Raw genomic sequence first — 14,953 nt, forward strand, 5'->3', positions numbered from 1 at the left:
CCAAGCCCTTAAATATGGACTTGGTTCTTTTCAACACTCTATTCACTTAGCTCAAAATCTCGCTAACCTCTTCAAACCCCTTAGTCTTCTTAAAGTTCATATGATGCTCGAAGTTAGCCAGTGCGTCTGATGGATCAAGACTGGCAAAATTCAGCTTGTCCAGAGTGGCTTTATCGTATTTCACTGAAAGGATTGCCACTTTTCCCTGGTGCCCGGTAGCTGAATTCAATTGATCCTCATAGGCATGGACAAACACATAGTCCACGGGTAAAAGCGCAATCATATCGCGCGCGATTCTCAGCGCGCAGCCGCAGACATAGTCCTGGTATAAATCATAGTAGGCCGTTTTGGACATGTTCTTCTCCGATAGCTTACGAGTCTTCGTTAAGGAGAGCGTTTTTTCAGGGATGGCCTGCTGTGCATTCACATCAAAGGAAACATGAATCAGGTAAGGGTTGTCCGTCCCAAACTCGAATCCGCTCCCGAATTCAAGCAAGTCATCAAGCGGGCCAAACTCATCAATGACCGCGAAGTAGGCATCAATATCCCTCACCAAAACCCTCTTTGCCATCGTATGCATGTACTTCCACTCTTCCATAAAGGCCACATCTTTTTGCTTCGCCTCTTGCAATTCTGCCTCGAGCTTTTGTACCTTTGCTTCCCCTTTTTTAAAAAGGCGATCGACAAAGCCCGGCTCATACGTATCTAGCGCTATTTTTGCCCTCAATTCATTCGGCCCCTCGTGCCCCTCAGGAAAAGGCGGCTCCCGGTGATATACTTCATGCCAATCAACCGGGGCATCACTTTCATGGTGAATCGAACGCATCCTTTCCAGACGATTCTCGTGAAGCTCAACCTGCAGGCGGGCATATTCCAGTTCCTGAAGCTTCTGCTGCTCCTTCTCCCGGCGCACCAGCTCATTTCTTTTTTGATAAGCTGCTGATTTATAAGAACGTGAACCTGACGTAGACGAATAGGAAAGCCCCGTGCCAGGAATCCCGACCGTGGAAGTCCGCCGGCCGCTGCTATGGACCGAATAACGGAGTCCCTTCCCGCCAACACTCATGCCGACCCCACTCTTCCCAACATTCACCCTCACACCAGGCGCAACCTTAAAACTCTTCCGAAAACGCAAACCCATAAAGAACAGCTCCTCCGGTTTCTTAGTCATCTTAGTTGTTTTTAGAATACCATAGGCCAAGTTGGAAGCACAGGGACGTACCCTCTGCTTCTTTTTTATCGATGAACAGAAGCACAAGAAACGTCCCCGTGCTTCTTCCTTTGAATTCCCAGTCAAGTTCTATATGATGGAATTATATTTGATCAACAGGAGGGTTTTACGATGGAATTAACCGTTTATTTAGCAGGACAGATTCACGATAATTGGAGAGAGGAGCTGGCGGAAAAAGCGAGGGAAAGAGGCCTGCCCCTCAACTTTGTCGGACCTCAAACCAACCATGACCGCTCCGACCAGATCGGTGAGGAAATCCTCGGACAGCAGCCAGGCAAACTGTATACGGATGATGCTGCATCCGACGTAAATAACTTCAGGACACAGGTCTTGATGCAAAAATCCGATATCGTCATCGCCCTCTTCGGTGAGAAGTACAAACAATGGAACACTGCAATGGACGCCAGCATGTCAATCGCCATGAACAAGCCAACCATTATAATCAGGCCGGAATCCCTGATTCACCCGCTGAAGGAACTGTCCAACAAGGCGAATGTAACAGTAGAGACAGTGGATCAGGCTTTGGATGTTGTAAATTACATTTTTGAATAAATCATCAGCAGAAGCAATGGGTACGTCCCTTTGCTTCTTTTTCTTTTCATAAAATGGAAGAACGGAAGCATTGGGTACGTCCCCATGCTTCAACAAGATGGAAGCGGGAGATACGTCCCCATGCTTCCGGAAGCAGTGGATACGTCCCCGTGCTTCGGAGAAGTGTCCCCGTGCTTCTATTCCCCCCTCCTCCACCTCCCCAACGCGAAAATTTTAAACTATAATGATCTTAAAGCATTCGCAGAGCGTTAGCTTATTAGCTTCCCTATCTCATTATGTTATAAATAGGTTAGGTTGAATAATATGCTTAGAAAAGGAGAAGCGGATGAGCGAACTTGATATCGAGCTTTATGCGCGTTTGCAGGAAAAAGATAAGCGCGCACTTGAACTCTTATATGAGCGTTATGAAAAATTGCTATTTTCGTTCTCATACAGGCTCACTGGCAGGCGTGATCTGTCAGAGGAAATTGTACAGGACGTTTTTCTCAAGCTTTGGACAAAACCGGGGATGTATGATCAAACAAAAGGAAAGTTCTCTTCCTGGATCCTGACGGTGACCCGTTATACCGCTATAGATTGTCTGAGGAAAAAAGATGAGAATCACGTGGAGCTTGACGACCGTGATAATCTAAAAACATCGGGCCCTTCTGTTGAAGAAGCAACCGAATGGAAGGAAAAACGAGAAGAAATAAGAGCTGCGATCAGCGAGCTGGCTGAGGAACAGCAGCAAATCGTTGAGCTTTTTTACTTCAAAGGACTGTCTCAGCAAAAAATTGCAGACACATTCCAGATCCCGCTTGGGACTGTAAAAGGACGAATACGACTCGCACTTAAGCACCTTCAAAAAACAATAGGCCGGAACAAGGAAGGGAGGGAGCATAGCTATGACAGAATCTAAGCCATGTGAAAATTTACTCGATTATTTTAATCATACTTTAACTGATGAAGAAAATGCCCAGTTCGAAGCACATCTTGCCACTTGTCCGGAATGCCGGGAAGAGCTGGAGGAATTAAATCTGTTGACTGCTGACCTTCCTTTTTCAGCCGAAATGATTGAACCAAATGAAGGAATGAAGGACAGGATTCTTGCTGAAGTATTTGAAGAGGATGAACCCGCCCCGCCAATGCTGGAAAAAACCGAAGAAGAACCTGCACAGAGTAAAGTGGTAAACCGCCCGAACTCGAGATGGCTGCAGCCTCTCCTTGCAGCATCACTCCTTCTATCCTTAGCGGGAAACGCCTACCTTTACCTCAATAAAGAGGAGCAGGACATAAGCCAGGCTCCGCGTGAGGGAACGGATCAAATCGTGAAGCAAGTCCAATTGGCCGTCTCAGAAGGATATGAAGGAACTGCCGAAGCGGCCATGATCAAGAAGGAAAAAGGAATGGCACTTGTTGTTCAGGCCAGCAACCTTAAGCCGCTGACTGGCAATGAAGCCTACCAGGTTTGGCTAATTGACGAGGCTGGTGAAAAACACAGAGCAGGGACATTCCGGACCAACTCCGAAGGCAAAGGGGCTGTCTCTTATTCAATTAAGGACAATGGTGACCATAACTGGACGACGATCGCGGTCACGCTTGAACCAACTCCGGATAGCAAACAGCCAAAAGGGAATATCGTGTTGGCTTCACAACTATAGCAATATTCAGAGTCTGAGCTTCCAAGTTCAGGCTCTTTTTTATTTTTTTCAAAAAAATTAATCCAATAGTGATCCATTTCAAAATTTCTCCCGTTAGCATAGTGAAAACCAAAACGAAGGAGAGATTTTATCATGAATTTAAAAAAAGCAGCGATTGCCGTACCACTCAGTTTATCCCTTCTATTACCTGTTGCAGCGAATTCAGCATCAGCCCATGACCACGGAACACCTACAGCATCTGATTCTGCAGTAGATTTAAGAGCCTCTCTCGATCAGCTCCTTAGCGAACATGTTTATTTAGCAGTTGAAACAATGAGAAAAGGGGTCGATGGCTCGAAGGATTTTGAACAATCCGCCGCCGCCCTTCAAGGAAATACGGAAGATTTAAGTGCAGCGATAGCCTCAGTTTATGGCGAGGAAGCAGGAATGAAATTCAAGGATATGTGGTCCGCACACATTGGATTCTTTGTGGATTATGTAAAAGGGACCGCAAGCAAGGACGAAGCAGCAAAGAAAGCAGCACTTGATGAATTAGCCCAATATAAGCAAGACTTCTCCAACTTCCTCTCCACTGCAACAGAGAAGCGCCTGGAAGCAGATGCGCTTGCTGAAGGCTTGCAAATGCATGTCGATCAGCTGGTCGGAGCGTTCAATGCCTATGTTGAAGGCGATTATGAAAAAGCATACACATACGAGCGTGAAGCGATCCACCATATGTACATGGTGAGCAAGGGGCTTTCAAACGCGATCGTGATGCAATTCCCTGATAAATTTGAAAACCATAAAGCCGTAACTCCAGCAGCAGATTTGCGTTCTGACCTGAATTACCTGCTGTCAGAGCATGCCGGCCTCGCTGTAACTGCCATGCAAAATGGGATTGATGGCTCAAAGGATTTTGAAGCGTCCGCCGCTGCCCTTTCCGCCAATACCGAAGACTTGAGCGCAGCAATTGCTTCTGTGTACGGTGACGAAGCAGGCGAGCAGTTCAAACAGATGTGGGCAACCCATATTGGGCACTTTGTCGATTATGTAAAAGCAACTGGTGCAAACGATGAAGAAGGCAAAAAAGCAGCTTTGACTGCCCTTTCCCAGTACAAAGAGTCCTTCGCGAAGTTCCTTGAAACAGCAACAGATGGCAGGCTGCCAGCCGATGCTTTGGCAGAAGGACTGCAAATGCATGTGGACCAGCTAATCACAGCATTCGATACCTATACAGCTGGGGACTATGGTAGCACCTACCCTGCCGTTCGGGAAGCTTATGGACATATGTTTGAAACGTCAAAAGGTCTGTCAGGGGCCATCGTCGATCAATTCCCTGACAAGTTCGCAGCCGAAATGCCAACCGAAATGCCAAAAACCGGCCTGGGCGGCACTGCGAATCAAGGCTTGCCACTTGAAGGGGTTATCGTTTCCATCCTGCTCGCATTAATTGCGACAGGCTTCGTAACAATGCGCCGTCTGGCTGAGAAAAAATAAGACATAGATTGAGAGAAGGCTCATTCCCTTCTCTCTTCTATTCTTTTATATGAGGTGATTGAGTTGAAAAAAATTTATACTCTGCTTCTGACGGTCCTTCTTTTTATGACGCTGTCAGCTTGCTCCACACAGTCAGGTGCGGAAACGACTAAGCAAAAAGAGCCTCCTGTTGCGAGTGAGAACAAGCAACAAGACCTCCCTCCATCCGCTACCACTACAGATTCAAAGATTGAGATTATCAAAGATCAGCGCGCAGGCCTGGTTCCTGCCACCATTGAAATTCCGGCCATCAAGGTCAAGACCGAGATTGAGCATGTAGGTACCCTGAAGGATGGCCGGATGGATGTTCCGAAGGATCCTGACAATGTCGGCTGGTACAAACCAGGAACCCTGCCAGGAGCTCCAGGCAACGCCGTCATAGCCGGCCATGTAGACGACCTCACCAGCCCAGCCGTTTTTTATGATCTTGATAAATTAAAAAAAGGAGACCAAATCATCGTAAAGGACCAGGACGGCGGAACCCTAAAATTTGAAGTGTACGACAAAAAAACATTCCCGCGACTCGACGCACCAATCGAAGACATCTTCGGCTTCTCCTACGCCAGCACCCTAAACCTGATCACCTGCAGCGGAGAATTTGACCCTGAAACAACAGAACGAGCAGAGCGAACGGTGATTTATTCAAGATTAATAGAAGAAGGTTGAAGCACGGGGACGGAAGCACGGAGACGTACCCAGTGCTTCTTTTTCCATCATAAGAGGTGCCTAGCATTGGGAGATTTCTATTTTTTCTATTTACTGTAGAGATTGGAAGCAGAAGATACATCCCCGTGCTTCCTATTTACTGTAGAGATTGGAAGCAGAAGATACGTCCCCATACTTCACAAATGGAAGCAGAAGAAGCGTCCCCGTGCTTCACAAATGGAAGCGGGAGAAGCGTCCCCGTGCTTCTACGCTGTCTGACTGCTGAACTTTTTTCGGTAAACTGTTCTGGAGAGGAACACGCTAAACTCATATAAAAGCAACAACGGGATGATAACCAGGATATCGGATAGAAAATCGGGCGGCGTGATCAGTACGGCTGTTAGCACCAAAACGAAGTATGCGTATTTCCTGATCCGCTGCAATCGGTATGGGTTCAAAACTCCAAGGCTGGTGAGGAACATGATGACTACAGGGAGTTCGAACAGGAATCCGAAGGGCAGGGTCATGTGTATAAGAAAACTGAAATATTTCTCTGTCGTAAAAAAGGTCATCATCATATCTTCTGATAAGGTCAGCAAAAACTTGAACACAATGGGAAAAATCACAAAATAGCCAAATGATAATCCAAGAATAAACAGGACAAATAATGCTGGGATATAGGCAAGTGTCACTTTGCGTTCGTCCGCTTTTAAGGCTGGTTTTACAAAGCACCAAATTTGATGGGCACCGATGGGTATGACGCCTGCTATGGCAATCACCCCCGCCAGCATAAAATAGACCCATAAAATATCACTCGGCCCCAGTATTGCCAGCTTAACTGGTAGGTCCCTGACCAGCCAGGCATAAATTTCTTCTACATAAATAAAAGACAGGATAAATAGCATCAAAAAAGTGACCATGATGATAACCAGTCTCGTCCTCAGCTCGGATAAATGGCCGACAAGGTCCATATCATGACTTTTCATTCAAACCTCTCCTTTATAAAGAAGATGCAAGCTATTGATGGCTTGCATCCTCAGAATTCATCTACATCGTTTTTTCCTTTTTCTTATCTGTTTCCAATTCCGCTTCCTCTACCAGTTCCCTCGTCGACTTTTTGAACTCTTTGATTGTGGAGCCGAAAGCCCGCCCGATTTCTGGAAGCTTCGATGGCCCAAAAATGATCAGGGCAATGACCAGAACTAGAATCAACCCGGGAATCCCGATGTTTTGGAGCATAAAGTGAACCTCCTTTTCCTCACCTAAATGAATTAGTTAGTGATTTTTTGCTTCTTTTTTTCAAGCTGCTTCTGGTGAGCCCGTCCGTGTGCCTTGTGGCGGTCGTCCTCTGTTTCACTCGAAATATGAATACCATTTGGTACGATGGTCGAGGAAACTTCTTTAATTCCCTGCTCATCCTTCTCAAGCACGAAAGAAGCTCTTGTTGAAATATCCGCACCCGGAGCAGTTACAAATGGAATCACACGATAATCTGCCTGCCATTTATCAGCAGTCACATGGCAGCGCACATAGCCGCGGTAGTTGTTAAAAAACTTGATATTAGGATTCCTTTCAAGCGTAGCTGCCGTATCAGCACGTATGTCAGAACCATCGCCTCCAGATGTGATCGAGGTGCCAACAAATTCCGCTCCCAGGATCTTCGAATTCAGGTCATTGAAATCCTCCATCAGATTCGACGCCCAGCTTGCATGCACATCACCTGTCAGGACGACAAGATTGTTGATACTGCTGCCCGCTGCAAAATCGATAATCCGGTCCCGGGCCGCCGGGTAGCCATCCCAGGAATCCATGCTGTATTTAGGTGCCGTGCTTGTCCCAAATTTTCGCTGCGCAAAGAAAATCTGCTGTGCCAGGACATTCCATTGTGATTTAGATTTGCCGAGCTTATCCAGAAGCCATTTTTCCTGTTCGTCGCCAAGTACCGTACGATTCGGATCCAATGATTCTTCCGAATGAGCCTTTGTTCCATCGCCATTCGCCTGGTCATCCCGGTATTGACGTGTATCCAATACATAAAAATTGGCCAGGTTGCCATAGGAAAAGTCACGGTAAAGCTTCATTCCATCACCATGAGGCATGGAAGAGATGCGCAGCGGCATATGTTCATAATATGCTTGATAGGCGGCCGCCCGGCGCTTGATAAACTCTTCAACAGACTGACCCTTTTCGGGGATGTTGTTGGCATAATTGTTTTCGACCTCATGATCATCCCAGGTCACGACCCATGGAAAAGCAGCATGAGCCGCTTTCAAATGCTCATCGGAACGATACTGTGCATGTCTGTTGCGATAATCGTCAAGCGTCACGATTTCCGGGCCGCTATGTGCCCGCACATTTCCAGTCGGTGATATGTATTCATTTGGACCATATTCATAAATGTAATCTCCAAGGTGGAAGACCAGATCAAGGTTTTCCCTGGCCATATGCTGGTAAGCTGTATAATAGCCGTGTTCATACTGCTGGCAAGATGCAAAAGCAAAACTCATTGCCGCCACACTTGCTCCAGGTGCTGGAAGCGTTTTTGTTTTACCAACAGGACTGAACTCATCCCCGCTTTTAAAACGGTAAAAATAAACCGTATTCGGCTGCAGTCCTGTTACTTCGGCATGGACAGAATGCGCCAATCCTGGTGTAGCGAGTTCTGTACCGCGCTTGATGATCCTGCGGAAATTCTCATCGGCTGCTATTTCCCATTTCACCGGTACCGTCTGCTGAGGCATTCCCCCTCCATTTATCGGGTCAGGTGCAAGTCTTGTCCAAAGCACGACTCCATCATGCAAAGGCTCTCCGGAAGCCACACCAAGCTTAAACGGATAGTCACTGAACATTGGCGCCGCATTCACTTCGAATCCTCCCGCCAATGATTGCGCGATCACAAATCCCAGTGAAAGCCCCGCAATCTTTCCAGCTCCTTGCAAAAAGCTGCGTCGATCCATGTTCTTTTTCAAGCTCTCCTCACTCCAGCTGCTGACCAATTCATCAAACGGTCTCTCAGTCATCGTAAAACCTTCCCCTCTTCGAAAAGAATTTATCAAACAACTAGATTATAAAATCCCTGTTTTAAGCCCGTGTAAATAAATGTAAATCACGGAAATAAAGCCGGTATGCCGTATAGTGAATTTTTAACAGGACAATTTACCAAAACAACTTGCAAGCCCGAAGTGAAAGAGGGAAACAAGACCGATAAGCAGTCCAATCTACCCAAAAACTCTTAAAAATTCCTTTAAGAAAAAATTACAAATTGAAGCATGGGGACGTTTCTTTCGCTTCTAATATTCCTTCAAAAGGGAAGCATGAGATACGTCCCCGTGCTTCACTGAGGCGTTCTCCGCGCTTCACCAATTGGCGTGGTACAGAATGTAGTGGGTATCGAAATTGAAGTTTTGGAGGAGGTCTGCCAGGATCGTTTTGGTTCGTTCGATTTCATAGAAATAATAGAAGCCGTAAGAGATATCACCGAAAAATGGCCCTGGCCTTGTTGGCAGCACATCCCAAGGCGGAGTTTCGCGAGCAAGGACTTCGAGGCACTTATTATAAAGTTCAAAAAGCTGGTTGCTGGTTACCTCATAGTGTGACATATCATCCTCCCCGCCCTGTATAGTCTCTACAAACCAATGATGAAGCCAGTTGGTCTTCCGCCAATAAGCAATGTCCGTAAACAGACTTCGCCACGACATATCGAATTCTTCGAAATGTTTGATATGGGGTTTGATTTTTTTATATACCTCACTGCCCTCTTGTTCATGCTGATTCATTCGTGCATCAGCCATCATCACTTCCTCCAAATCCATCCCCTCAATCTTCGGCAAAGAACGCAAATACATATCAAGTCCCATAATAAAGCCTCCTGATAATTGATAATTTTAGAAGCACAGGGACGTACCCTTTGCTTCTCCTTTAGACCGCTTATCCATTCTCCGGATACCGCTTTTTTGTGCTAAACTTTCTTCTTATACAGGAAAAATTGAATTAAAATTTGTAAGGGGTTTTCAAGATGAGGTGTAATTATGCTTTAAACACCAGACTTGGCGGGATTCCCAAGATTCGGGCAGCCTGGCGCTGGGATAGTCCATCGATGTTCTTAATCTCCCTCAGGATCGGGTCGCGCACGGCCTTGCGGAGACTTTTTACCTGAGCAATTTCTTTAGAACCAAGAATCTCTTTGATTTTCAGCCTTGCTGCATCATCTGGAAGCTTTCTGCGTTTAAACGGAAGATCTTCCAGACACTCATCCTCATTTCTTTGCTCATTGAATTCCTTGAATTTTTCTGCTGCGATAAAACCGTCATCTGAGAACATTCTTAAAGCCTTGGCCTGATCAAGCAAATCCCCGGGAAAGCAGGACTGGCCATAGTATCCGGCACAGCTGCTCCACTTCCACTCATTCGCCTGCTCTACCATCCCTGCCTTCAAAGGATTCTGGTGGATATAGCGAAGCACAATGAGAAAATACTCGTCATTCTCGACTGTTTCGCTGTGATATCGATTTTGAAAGAGGTGGCCGGCAGTTTGATATTTATCGTTGTAATAAGATACATAGCTCACGGCGATCCTCTTCATCGTTACACCCAGCGGTTCCTCTCCCTCTTTAATCAGCAGATGAACATGATTATTCATCAAGCACCAGGCATAAACTTCTAGCCCAAATAGCTCCTTATATTTTTTAAAAATTTCAAGGAACTTCCTGTTGTCTTCTTCATCATGAAAAACCTCCCGCTGATTACCACCGCGATACATGACATGATAAGTACCAGTAGAACTTTTCTTCCTAGCCTTACGAACCACTCACATCACCACTCGTTAAAATTTGATTGGTTTGGAAAATGAATTTTGTTACATTGCAGAATAAAAGAAGTGTTAGTACAAAAAAGAGGTAAAAAGAAGGATTAATAGCGGGTCCGATTCCATCATATAACACTCAGAATGGTTTTACTCTATTATTTAGGAAAGTTCATATAGAAGACATAATTGGAAGCACGGGGGACACTTCTGCTGCTTTGGAAGCACGGGGACGTATCCAGTGCTTCTCTTTTCCAGAATGGAAGCAGTAGGTACGTCCCCATGCTTCATTCCCTAAAATCAGAAGCATAAGATACGTCCCTGTGATTTAAGATATAGGAGAATGATTTTTATCTTCCTTCTTTTAAGGACCCTAAATTCCCCTTCCAGTCTTCCCCATTTGACTTCAAGTTCATTAAGTATTATATTAGTTGACGTATCAATAATTGACCCATCAATTATCTAAAGGCGGCGTTTGCGTATGGAGAATATCAGTATGGACAATAATGAACTCATCATTCAAATGTTGTCCGAGATTAATAAAAGGGCAATGGCGAAGTTTGACCGCTGTACTGGCATCAGCCAATCCCGGCTTGAGATTCTGAGGGAGCTGTATGAATCACAGGAAATCACCCAGAGAGCTCTTCAGAAAAAAATCAATATTGATCATGCGGCAGTGACCAGGCATCTGAAGCAGCTTGAAGAAAACGGGATGGTCCTCCGGAGGAAAAATCCTGAAGATAATCGTTTCACTTTTGTCCAGCTGACTGAAGAGGGAAAAAGGAGAGTCACCGCTTATTGCGCAGAAAAACAGCAGTTCATTTCCAGCTTCCTCAAAGGTTTTTCTGAGGAAGAAGGTTCAGCCCTTCTCCATATGCTTACACGCCTTCAAAAAAATATAGAAGACATCTAAGACAATTAAAAGGAGTGTACAACATGACTACACATAAACTTAACGACTTCAAAGAAATCATTACAGGCCGCCGCTCCATCAGGAACTATGATCCTGAAGTAAAAATCAGCAGAGAAGAAATGACGCAAATCCTCGAGGAAGCGTCTCTAGCTCCATCCTCCGTGAATCTGCAGCCATGGCGTTTTGTCGTGATTGATTCAAAAGAAGGCAAAGAAACGCTTGCCCCTCTAGCAAAATTTAACCAGAGACAAGCCGCATCTTCTGCAGCTGTGATAGCTGTGTTCGTGGACATGAAGAGTGAGGAATATCTGGAAAACATTTACAATACCGCAGTAGAAAAAGGCTTCATGCCCGCTGAAGTAAGAGACCAACAGGTTCCGGCAATAGCGGGACTTGTAAAAACCATGACACCCGAGCAGAAAAAAGAAATGTTCCTGATCGATGCAGGACTCGTATCCATGCAGCTGATGCTGGCAGCTCGCGCGCACGGCTACGATACCAACCCAATCGGCGGATACGAAAAAGACCAGATTGCTGAAGCTTTCGATTTGGACAAGGATCGTTTTTACCCTGTCATGCTCATCTCAATCGGAAAAGCCGCTGACCAGGGCTACCAGTCAGTCCGTTTGCCTGTAGATGTAATTGCACAGTGGAAATAATATAAAAGGGGAGAAATGAATCATGATTATTATTCATGCAGGTTTTCAAGTAAAAACAGAATTAGAACAGGAATTCTTAACGGAAATCAAACCATTAATCGAAGCATCAAAAGCCGAACAAGGCAATGTCTCCTATGACCTTTTAAAAGACACCGAAAAGGCTGGAGCCTACACAATGGTTGAGCTATGGAAAGACATGAATGCCGTCCAAACTCACAACAAGGCAGACCACTTCACAGCCTTCATGGCAAAAGCACCACAATACATGGCCGCGCCAACAGAAGTAAAACTATTCAACGCCGAACCAATCACAAAATAGAAACACTTAGAAGCACAGGGACGTCCCCTGTGCTTCTCTTTTTCACCCAGAATGGAAGCAGCAGATACGTCCCCAATGCTTCTGGGAGCGCGGGGACGTACCCTTTGCTTCTCTCATTCACTACAATGCATAGCACCCGCCCTAACCCAACCAGTCATAACCAAGATTACACCAAGTAACCTCCCTATCAAAATGGGAGCATAAGAAACGTCCCCATGCTTCCAAGAAACGTTCTCATGCTCCCCTCCTCCTCCAAAAAAAGAAGCACTAGGTACGTCCCCATGCTCCTGCAAAAAAATGAAGCACGAGAAGCGTCCCCATGCTTCACTCAACTGATATCTCGATGACATGATCTAAATATCTTGTTGTGCTATATCCAGTGATATCAATTCTTATTGGGATCACCTTGTTGCCTTCTAGCCTAATGGTTTGTTCGGTAACGAAATGGCGGGGCTGGTCGGTATTTTTGTAGTCGAATGGGGTTGTAGCTGGATCAAATTCGACTCCTTTCCGATCAACGAATATTCCTTCTGAATCCATACTCGTTGAGAAATGTTCATTTTCATTTTCGCCCACTATATTCACATGGAACATCTCATATTCTCGGTCCTTAACTTCATGATCGCTTAGGACGACGGTTGTCTCAAACTCTCCGATGTCAACTTTATCGATACTGATGGTACTTCCGATATATTCAAAGGTCTGCGGAAATTCCTTTGTCATGTCCAGCTCGATGCTTTTATCATCTTCAAATGCTAAACCTGCTGACTTAAAATGAACCTTTATTCCCTCTGGTTTTTCTCCATATAGCGGGTCAAATCGTGTTTGGAATGAATTCCAATTCACATCTTGATAGGAAGTTGTGAAATCACTGCCAAACAGGTCAGCTTTCAATTTTTCATTGTTCACTACCAGATCGCCAAAATTAAGAAAGTCTAGCCTTTTCTCTGGATTTCCAATATTAATACCATAATCCAAAATCGTCGTGGTTGGAGCAATGGTTATCCGATTAAAACGGACCGGTACTCCCTCTATTTCTGTTTGATCATTCAATTCATATTCGGTAGAAGGCTGCTTGGTTACTGGGACCTTGAATTCCCAATCACCTTCTTTGAATTCCGTGTTCCTGAAACTTAATCCAATCGGGTCAGAGGCATCCTGGCTCAATTTGATCAGCCTGTTAATTTTAATGTCAACTGTGCCTTTATCTTTGTTGATCGGCAGCAGTCCAATCTTCCCGTAAAATACATTCTTATTTTTTTTATTCATTTCCGCTTTTAGGTCCGGGAACTGAAATCGTGGATATGACACTTGATTCATGATTTCACTTTCGTTTTCGACAATTAGTCCATCGCCATTATTCACGTAATATTGATTGCCATCCCCGGTATCTTCTATTTTATAAAAAACAAGCGTCTGAAAATCATCCGCAACCACGCCTGTGATTTTAATTTTCACCCCGTCGTTTTCCGCTTCCAGGTCCACCCTCTGCCCCAGGTCCTTTTGCAAAAACATACGCAGTTGCTCGTCTTCCTCCGTCAAGCCATAGTACGCGTAGCTTATGGCACCCGTAAAAACACCGATCGCAATAACAACGGCAAACACACTTACAAAAAGAAGGGCCATCTTCATACGCTTTTTGTTCTTCTTCTGACTGTGTTTCTTCTTTTCCATAAGCCTCATTTTTAGGTTTTCCATGAAATGAGGAGGCACGTGCAGGTCATTCATATACTCAGCAAAACTCAATCGGGAGACGGCCACTTCTTGAAAACTGGCCAAATCCTCCTGGCAATCGCGGCAATGGTAAATATGCTTCTCAAACTCGATCTTTTCCAGGCGAGCCATCGATTTCTCCAGGTAATCCAGGTAATTCTTGCGGTACTCCTTACAGCCATTGTAGGTTAAGCCAGTCAACTGTGCTCTGACCGACTCAATTCCGGAGTATAAAAGCTCTTTCATTTTATCCATTGAAACTCGGAGAATTTGCGCCGCTTCCTCCTGAGAAAATCCTTTTACATAGATCAGGAGCATCGCTTCCTTCTGGGCAGCCTCAAGCTCATCAAGCGCTCTATAGATATCCTGATTTACCTTAGGGAGTTGCAGCCCCCCAGCATAAGAAAGCTCCCGGCAGTGATCAATGAAAACGGAAGTAACCCACATATCAAATGACATATCACTCTTAAAACGCGGCAGCTTCTTGTGCACCTTTAAAGCCGACTGGTAAAATAGCTCTTCCATTCGAGACTCATCATGAAGGTAAAACCACCCCAGTGAATAAAAAGATTCCAAATTTCGCTCAAACCAATCCACCACAGACTCAATACCCTTTTCCCGTATAGAAGCAGCAGCCACCGAATCTATTTTCGCCTGCATCATCCCCGTCCCCCCTTTATCCGCACTATCTCTCCAACTCTATTTTACCTTTAATTTACTATTTTGGAAGCACAGGGACGCTTCTTTTGCTTCCATGGAAGCACGGGGACGCTTCTTATGCTTCCATGGATCACAGAAAAGTATGGGGACGTTTTTGCATAAAACCTCTTAGTTTAGTTTTGGCATTGGAAAAACAGAAACGAGACGTGGCATTTGCTCTAGTTTTTGAACTACCTTCAGGGGAACTCTCGAAAAAGTTCAACGCGCTTGCGCTGTTGTTCCGCGAAATGTGGCAAGAATCACCAC

The 14,953-nt window shown here is 45.2% G+C and carries 15 protein-coding genes; 8 read left to right on the forward strand and 7 right to left on the reverse strand.

Going from position 1 to position 14,953, the window contains the following annotated elements; all coding sequences use genetic code 11:
* Positions 1-46: 46 nt before the first annotated feature.
* Positions 47-1,141, reverse strand: a complete 1,095-nt coding sequence (locus AC3EBE_RS04310) for a DUF4236 domain-containing protein (RefSeq protein ID WP_488593772.1) — start codon at positions 1,139-1,141, stop codon at positions 47-49.
* A 201-nt stretch (positions 1,142-1,342) separates the two neighbouring features.
* Here AC3EBE_RS04310 and AC3EBE_RS04315 point away from each other — a divergent pair, with 201 nt between their 5' ends.
* The 5 genes from AC3EBE_RS04315 to AC3EBE_RS04335 all read left to right on the forward strand — a co-directional run bounded on the left by AC3EBE_RS04315 (position 1,343) and on the right by AC3EBE_RS04335 (position 5,604).
* Complete coding sequence (locus AC3EBE_RS04315) at positions 1,343-1,783, forward strand: YtoQ family protein (protein WP_488593773.1); 441 nt, start codon at positions 1,343-1,345, stop codon at positions 1,781-1,783.
* A 325-nt stretch (positions 1,784-2,108) separates the two neighbouring features.
* Complete coding sequence (locus AC3EBE_RS04320; RefSeq protein WP_488593774.1) at positions 2,109-2,681, forward strand: RNA polymerase sigma factor; 573 nt, start codon at positions 2,109-2,111, stop codon at positions 2,679-2,681.
* The gene (locus AC3EBE_RS04325) at positions 2,668-3,423 is read left to right on the forward strand and encodes an anti-sigma factor (RefSeq protein WP_488593775.1); all 756 of its coding nucleotides are present in this window, start codon (positions 2,668-2,670) and stop codon (positions 3,421-3,423) included. The genes AC3EBE_RS04320 and AC3EBE_RS04325 overlap by 14 nt, the downstream gene beginning before the upstream one ends.
* Positions 3,424-3,555: 132 nt before the next feature.
* Positions 3,556-4,899 (forward strand): copper amine oxidase, encoded by a 1,344-nt coding sequence (locus tag AC3EBE_RS04330; protein WP_488593776.1) that lies wholly within the window; start codon positions 3,556-3,558, stop codon positions 4,897-4,899.
* Between the two features lie 63 nt (positions 4,900-4,962).
* Complete coding sequence (locus tag AC3EBE_RS04335; protein ID WP_488593777.1) at positions 4,963-5,604, forward strand: class F sortase; 642 nt, start codon at positions 4,963-4,965, stop codon at positions 5,602-5,604.
* Positions 5,605-5,849: 245 nt separating this feature from the next.
* Here AC3EBE_RS04335 and tatC read toward each other — a convergent pair whose 3' ends face one another.
* From tatC to AC3EBE_RS04360, 5 genes are all read right to left on the reverse strand, one after another.
* Entirely contained in the window at positions 5,850-6,569 is a 720-nt protein-coding gene (tatC, locus tag AC3EBE_RS04340; RefSeq protein WP_488593778.1) for a twin-arginine translocase subunit TatC, read from the reverse strand.
* A 61-nt stretch (positions 6,570-6,630) separates the two neighbouring features.
* Complete coding sequence (locus AC3EBE_RS04345; protein ID WP_488593779.1) at positions 6,631-6,822, reverse strand: twin-arginine translocase TatA/TatE family subunit; 192 nt, start codon at positions 6,820-6,822, stop codon at positions 6,631-6,633.
* A 32-nt stretch (positions 6,823-6,854) separates the two neighbouring features.
* Positions 6,855-8,603: an alkaline phosphatase D family protein gene (locus AC3EBE_RS04350; protein ID WP_488593780.1), complete on the reverse strand. Its 1,749-nt coding sequence runs from the start codon at positions 8,601-8,603 to the stop codon at positions 6,855-6,857.
* Between the two features lie 336 nt (positions 8,604-8,939).
* Positions 8,940-9,440 (reverse strand): hypothetical protein, encoded by a 501-nt coding sequence (locus AC3EBE_RS04355; protein WP_488593781.1) that lies wholly within the window; start codon positions 9,438-9,440, stop codon positions 8,940-8,942.
* A gap of 169 nt (positions 9,441-9,609) precedes the next feature.
* Positions 9,610-10,389 carry an REP-associated tyrosine transposase gene (locus AC3EBE_RS04360; RefSeq protein ID WP_488593782.1) on the reverse strand — a complete coding sequence of 260 codons (780 nt, stop codon included), beginning with the start codon at positions 10,387-10,389 and terminating at the stop codon, positions 9,610-9,612.
* Positions 10,390-10,864: 475 nt separating this feature from the next.
* Here AC3EBE_RS04360 and AC3EBE_RS04365 point away from each other — a divergent pair, with 475 nt between their 5' ends.
* From AC3EBE_RS04365 to AC3EBE_RS04375, 3 genes are read left to right on the forward strand one after another with little or no spacing between them, the layout of a single operon-like run.
* Complete coding sequence (locus tag AC3EBE_RS04365; RefSeq protein WP_488593783.1) at positions 10,865-11,296, forward strand: MarR family winged helix-turn-helix transcriptional regulator; 432 nt, start codon at positions 10,865-10,867, stop codon at positions 11,294-11,296.
* Between the two features lie 23 nt (positions 11,297-11,319).
* Entirely contained in the window at positions 11,320-11,955 is a 636-nt protein-coding gene (locus AC3EBE_RS04370; RefSeq protein ID WP_488593784.1) for a nitroreductase family protein, read from the forward strand.
* A 22-nt stretch (positions 11,956-11,977) separates the two neighbouring features.
* Complete coding sequence (locus tag AC3EBE_RS04375; protein WP_488593785.1) at positions 11,978-12,274, forward strand: putative quinol monooxygenase; 297 nt, start codon at positions 11,978-11,980, stop codon at positions 12,272-12,274.
* Between the two features lie 324 nt (positions 12,275-12,598).
* On the opposite strand, the gene AC3EBE_RS04380 is transcribed toward AC3EBE_RS04375, so the two are convergent.
* On the reverse strand, positions 12,599-14,650 hold the full coding sequence (locus AC3EBE_RS04380) for a DUF4179 domain-containing protein (protein WP_488593786.1): 2,052 nt from the start codon (positions 14,648-14,650) through the stop codon (positions 12,599-12,601).
* Positions 14,651-14,953: the final 303 nt, after the last annotated feature.

The sequence above is a fragment of the Mesobacillus sp. genome, assembly GCF_057785455.1.

Bases quoted from the DNA above. Each gene is read 5' to 3' on its own strand.
- AC3EBE_RS04310 (WP_488593772.1), bottom strand. From the start codon at position 1,141: ATGGGTTTGCGTTTTCGGAAGAGTTTTAAGGTTGCGCCTGGTGTGAGG.
- AC3EBE_RS04315 (WP_488593773.1), top strand. From the start codon at position 1,343: ATGGAATTAACCGTTTATTTAGCAGGACAGATTCACGATAATTGGAGA.
- AC3EBE_RS04320 (WP_488593774.1), top strand. From the start codon at position 2,109: ATGAGCGAACTTGATATCGAGCTTTATGCGCGTTTGCAGGAAAAAGAT.
- AC3EBE_RS04325 (WP_488593775.1), top strand. From the start codon at position 2,668: ATGACAGAATCTAAGCCATGTGAAAATTTACTCGATTATTTTAATCAT.
- AC3EBE_RS04330 (WP_488593776.1), top strand. From the start codon at position 3,556: ATGAATTTAAAAAAAGCAGCGATTGCCGTACCACTCAGTTTATCCCTT.
- tatC (WP_488593778.1), bottom strand. From the start codon at position 6,569: ATGAAAAGTCATGATATGGACCTTGTCGGCCATTTATCCGAGCTGAGG.
- AC3EBE_RS04345 (WP_488593779.1), bottom strand. From the start codon at position 6,822: ATGCTCCAAAACATCGGGATTCCCGGGTTGATTCTAGTTCTGGTCATT.
- AC3EBE_RS04350 (WP_488593780.1), bottom strand. From the start codon at position 8,603: ATGACTGAGAGACCGTTTGATGAATTGGTCAGCAGCTGGAGTGAGGAG.
- AC3EBE_RS04355 (WP_488593781.1), bottom strand. From the start codon at position 9,440: ATGGGACTTGATATGTATTTGCGTTCTTTGCCGAAGATTGAGGGGATG.
- AC3EBE_RS04365 (WP_488593783.1), top strand. From the start codon at position 10,865: ATGGAGAATATCAGTATGGACAATAATGAACTCATCATTCAAATGTTG.
- AC3EBE_RS04370 (WP_488593784.1), top strand. From the start codon at position 11,320: ATGACTACACATAAACTTAACGACTTCAAAGAAATCATTACAGGCCGC.
- AC3EBE_RS04375 (WP_488593785.1), top strand. From the start codon at position 11,978: ATGATTATTATTCATGCAGGTTTTCAAGTAAAAACAGAATTAGAACAG.
- AC3EBE_RS04380 (WP_488593786.1), bottom strand. From the start codon at position 14,650: ATGATGCAGGCGAAAATAGATTCGGTGGCTGCTGCTTCTATACGGGAA.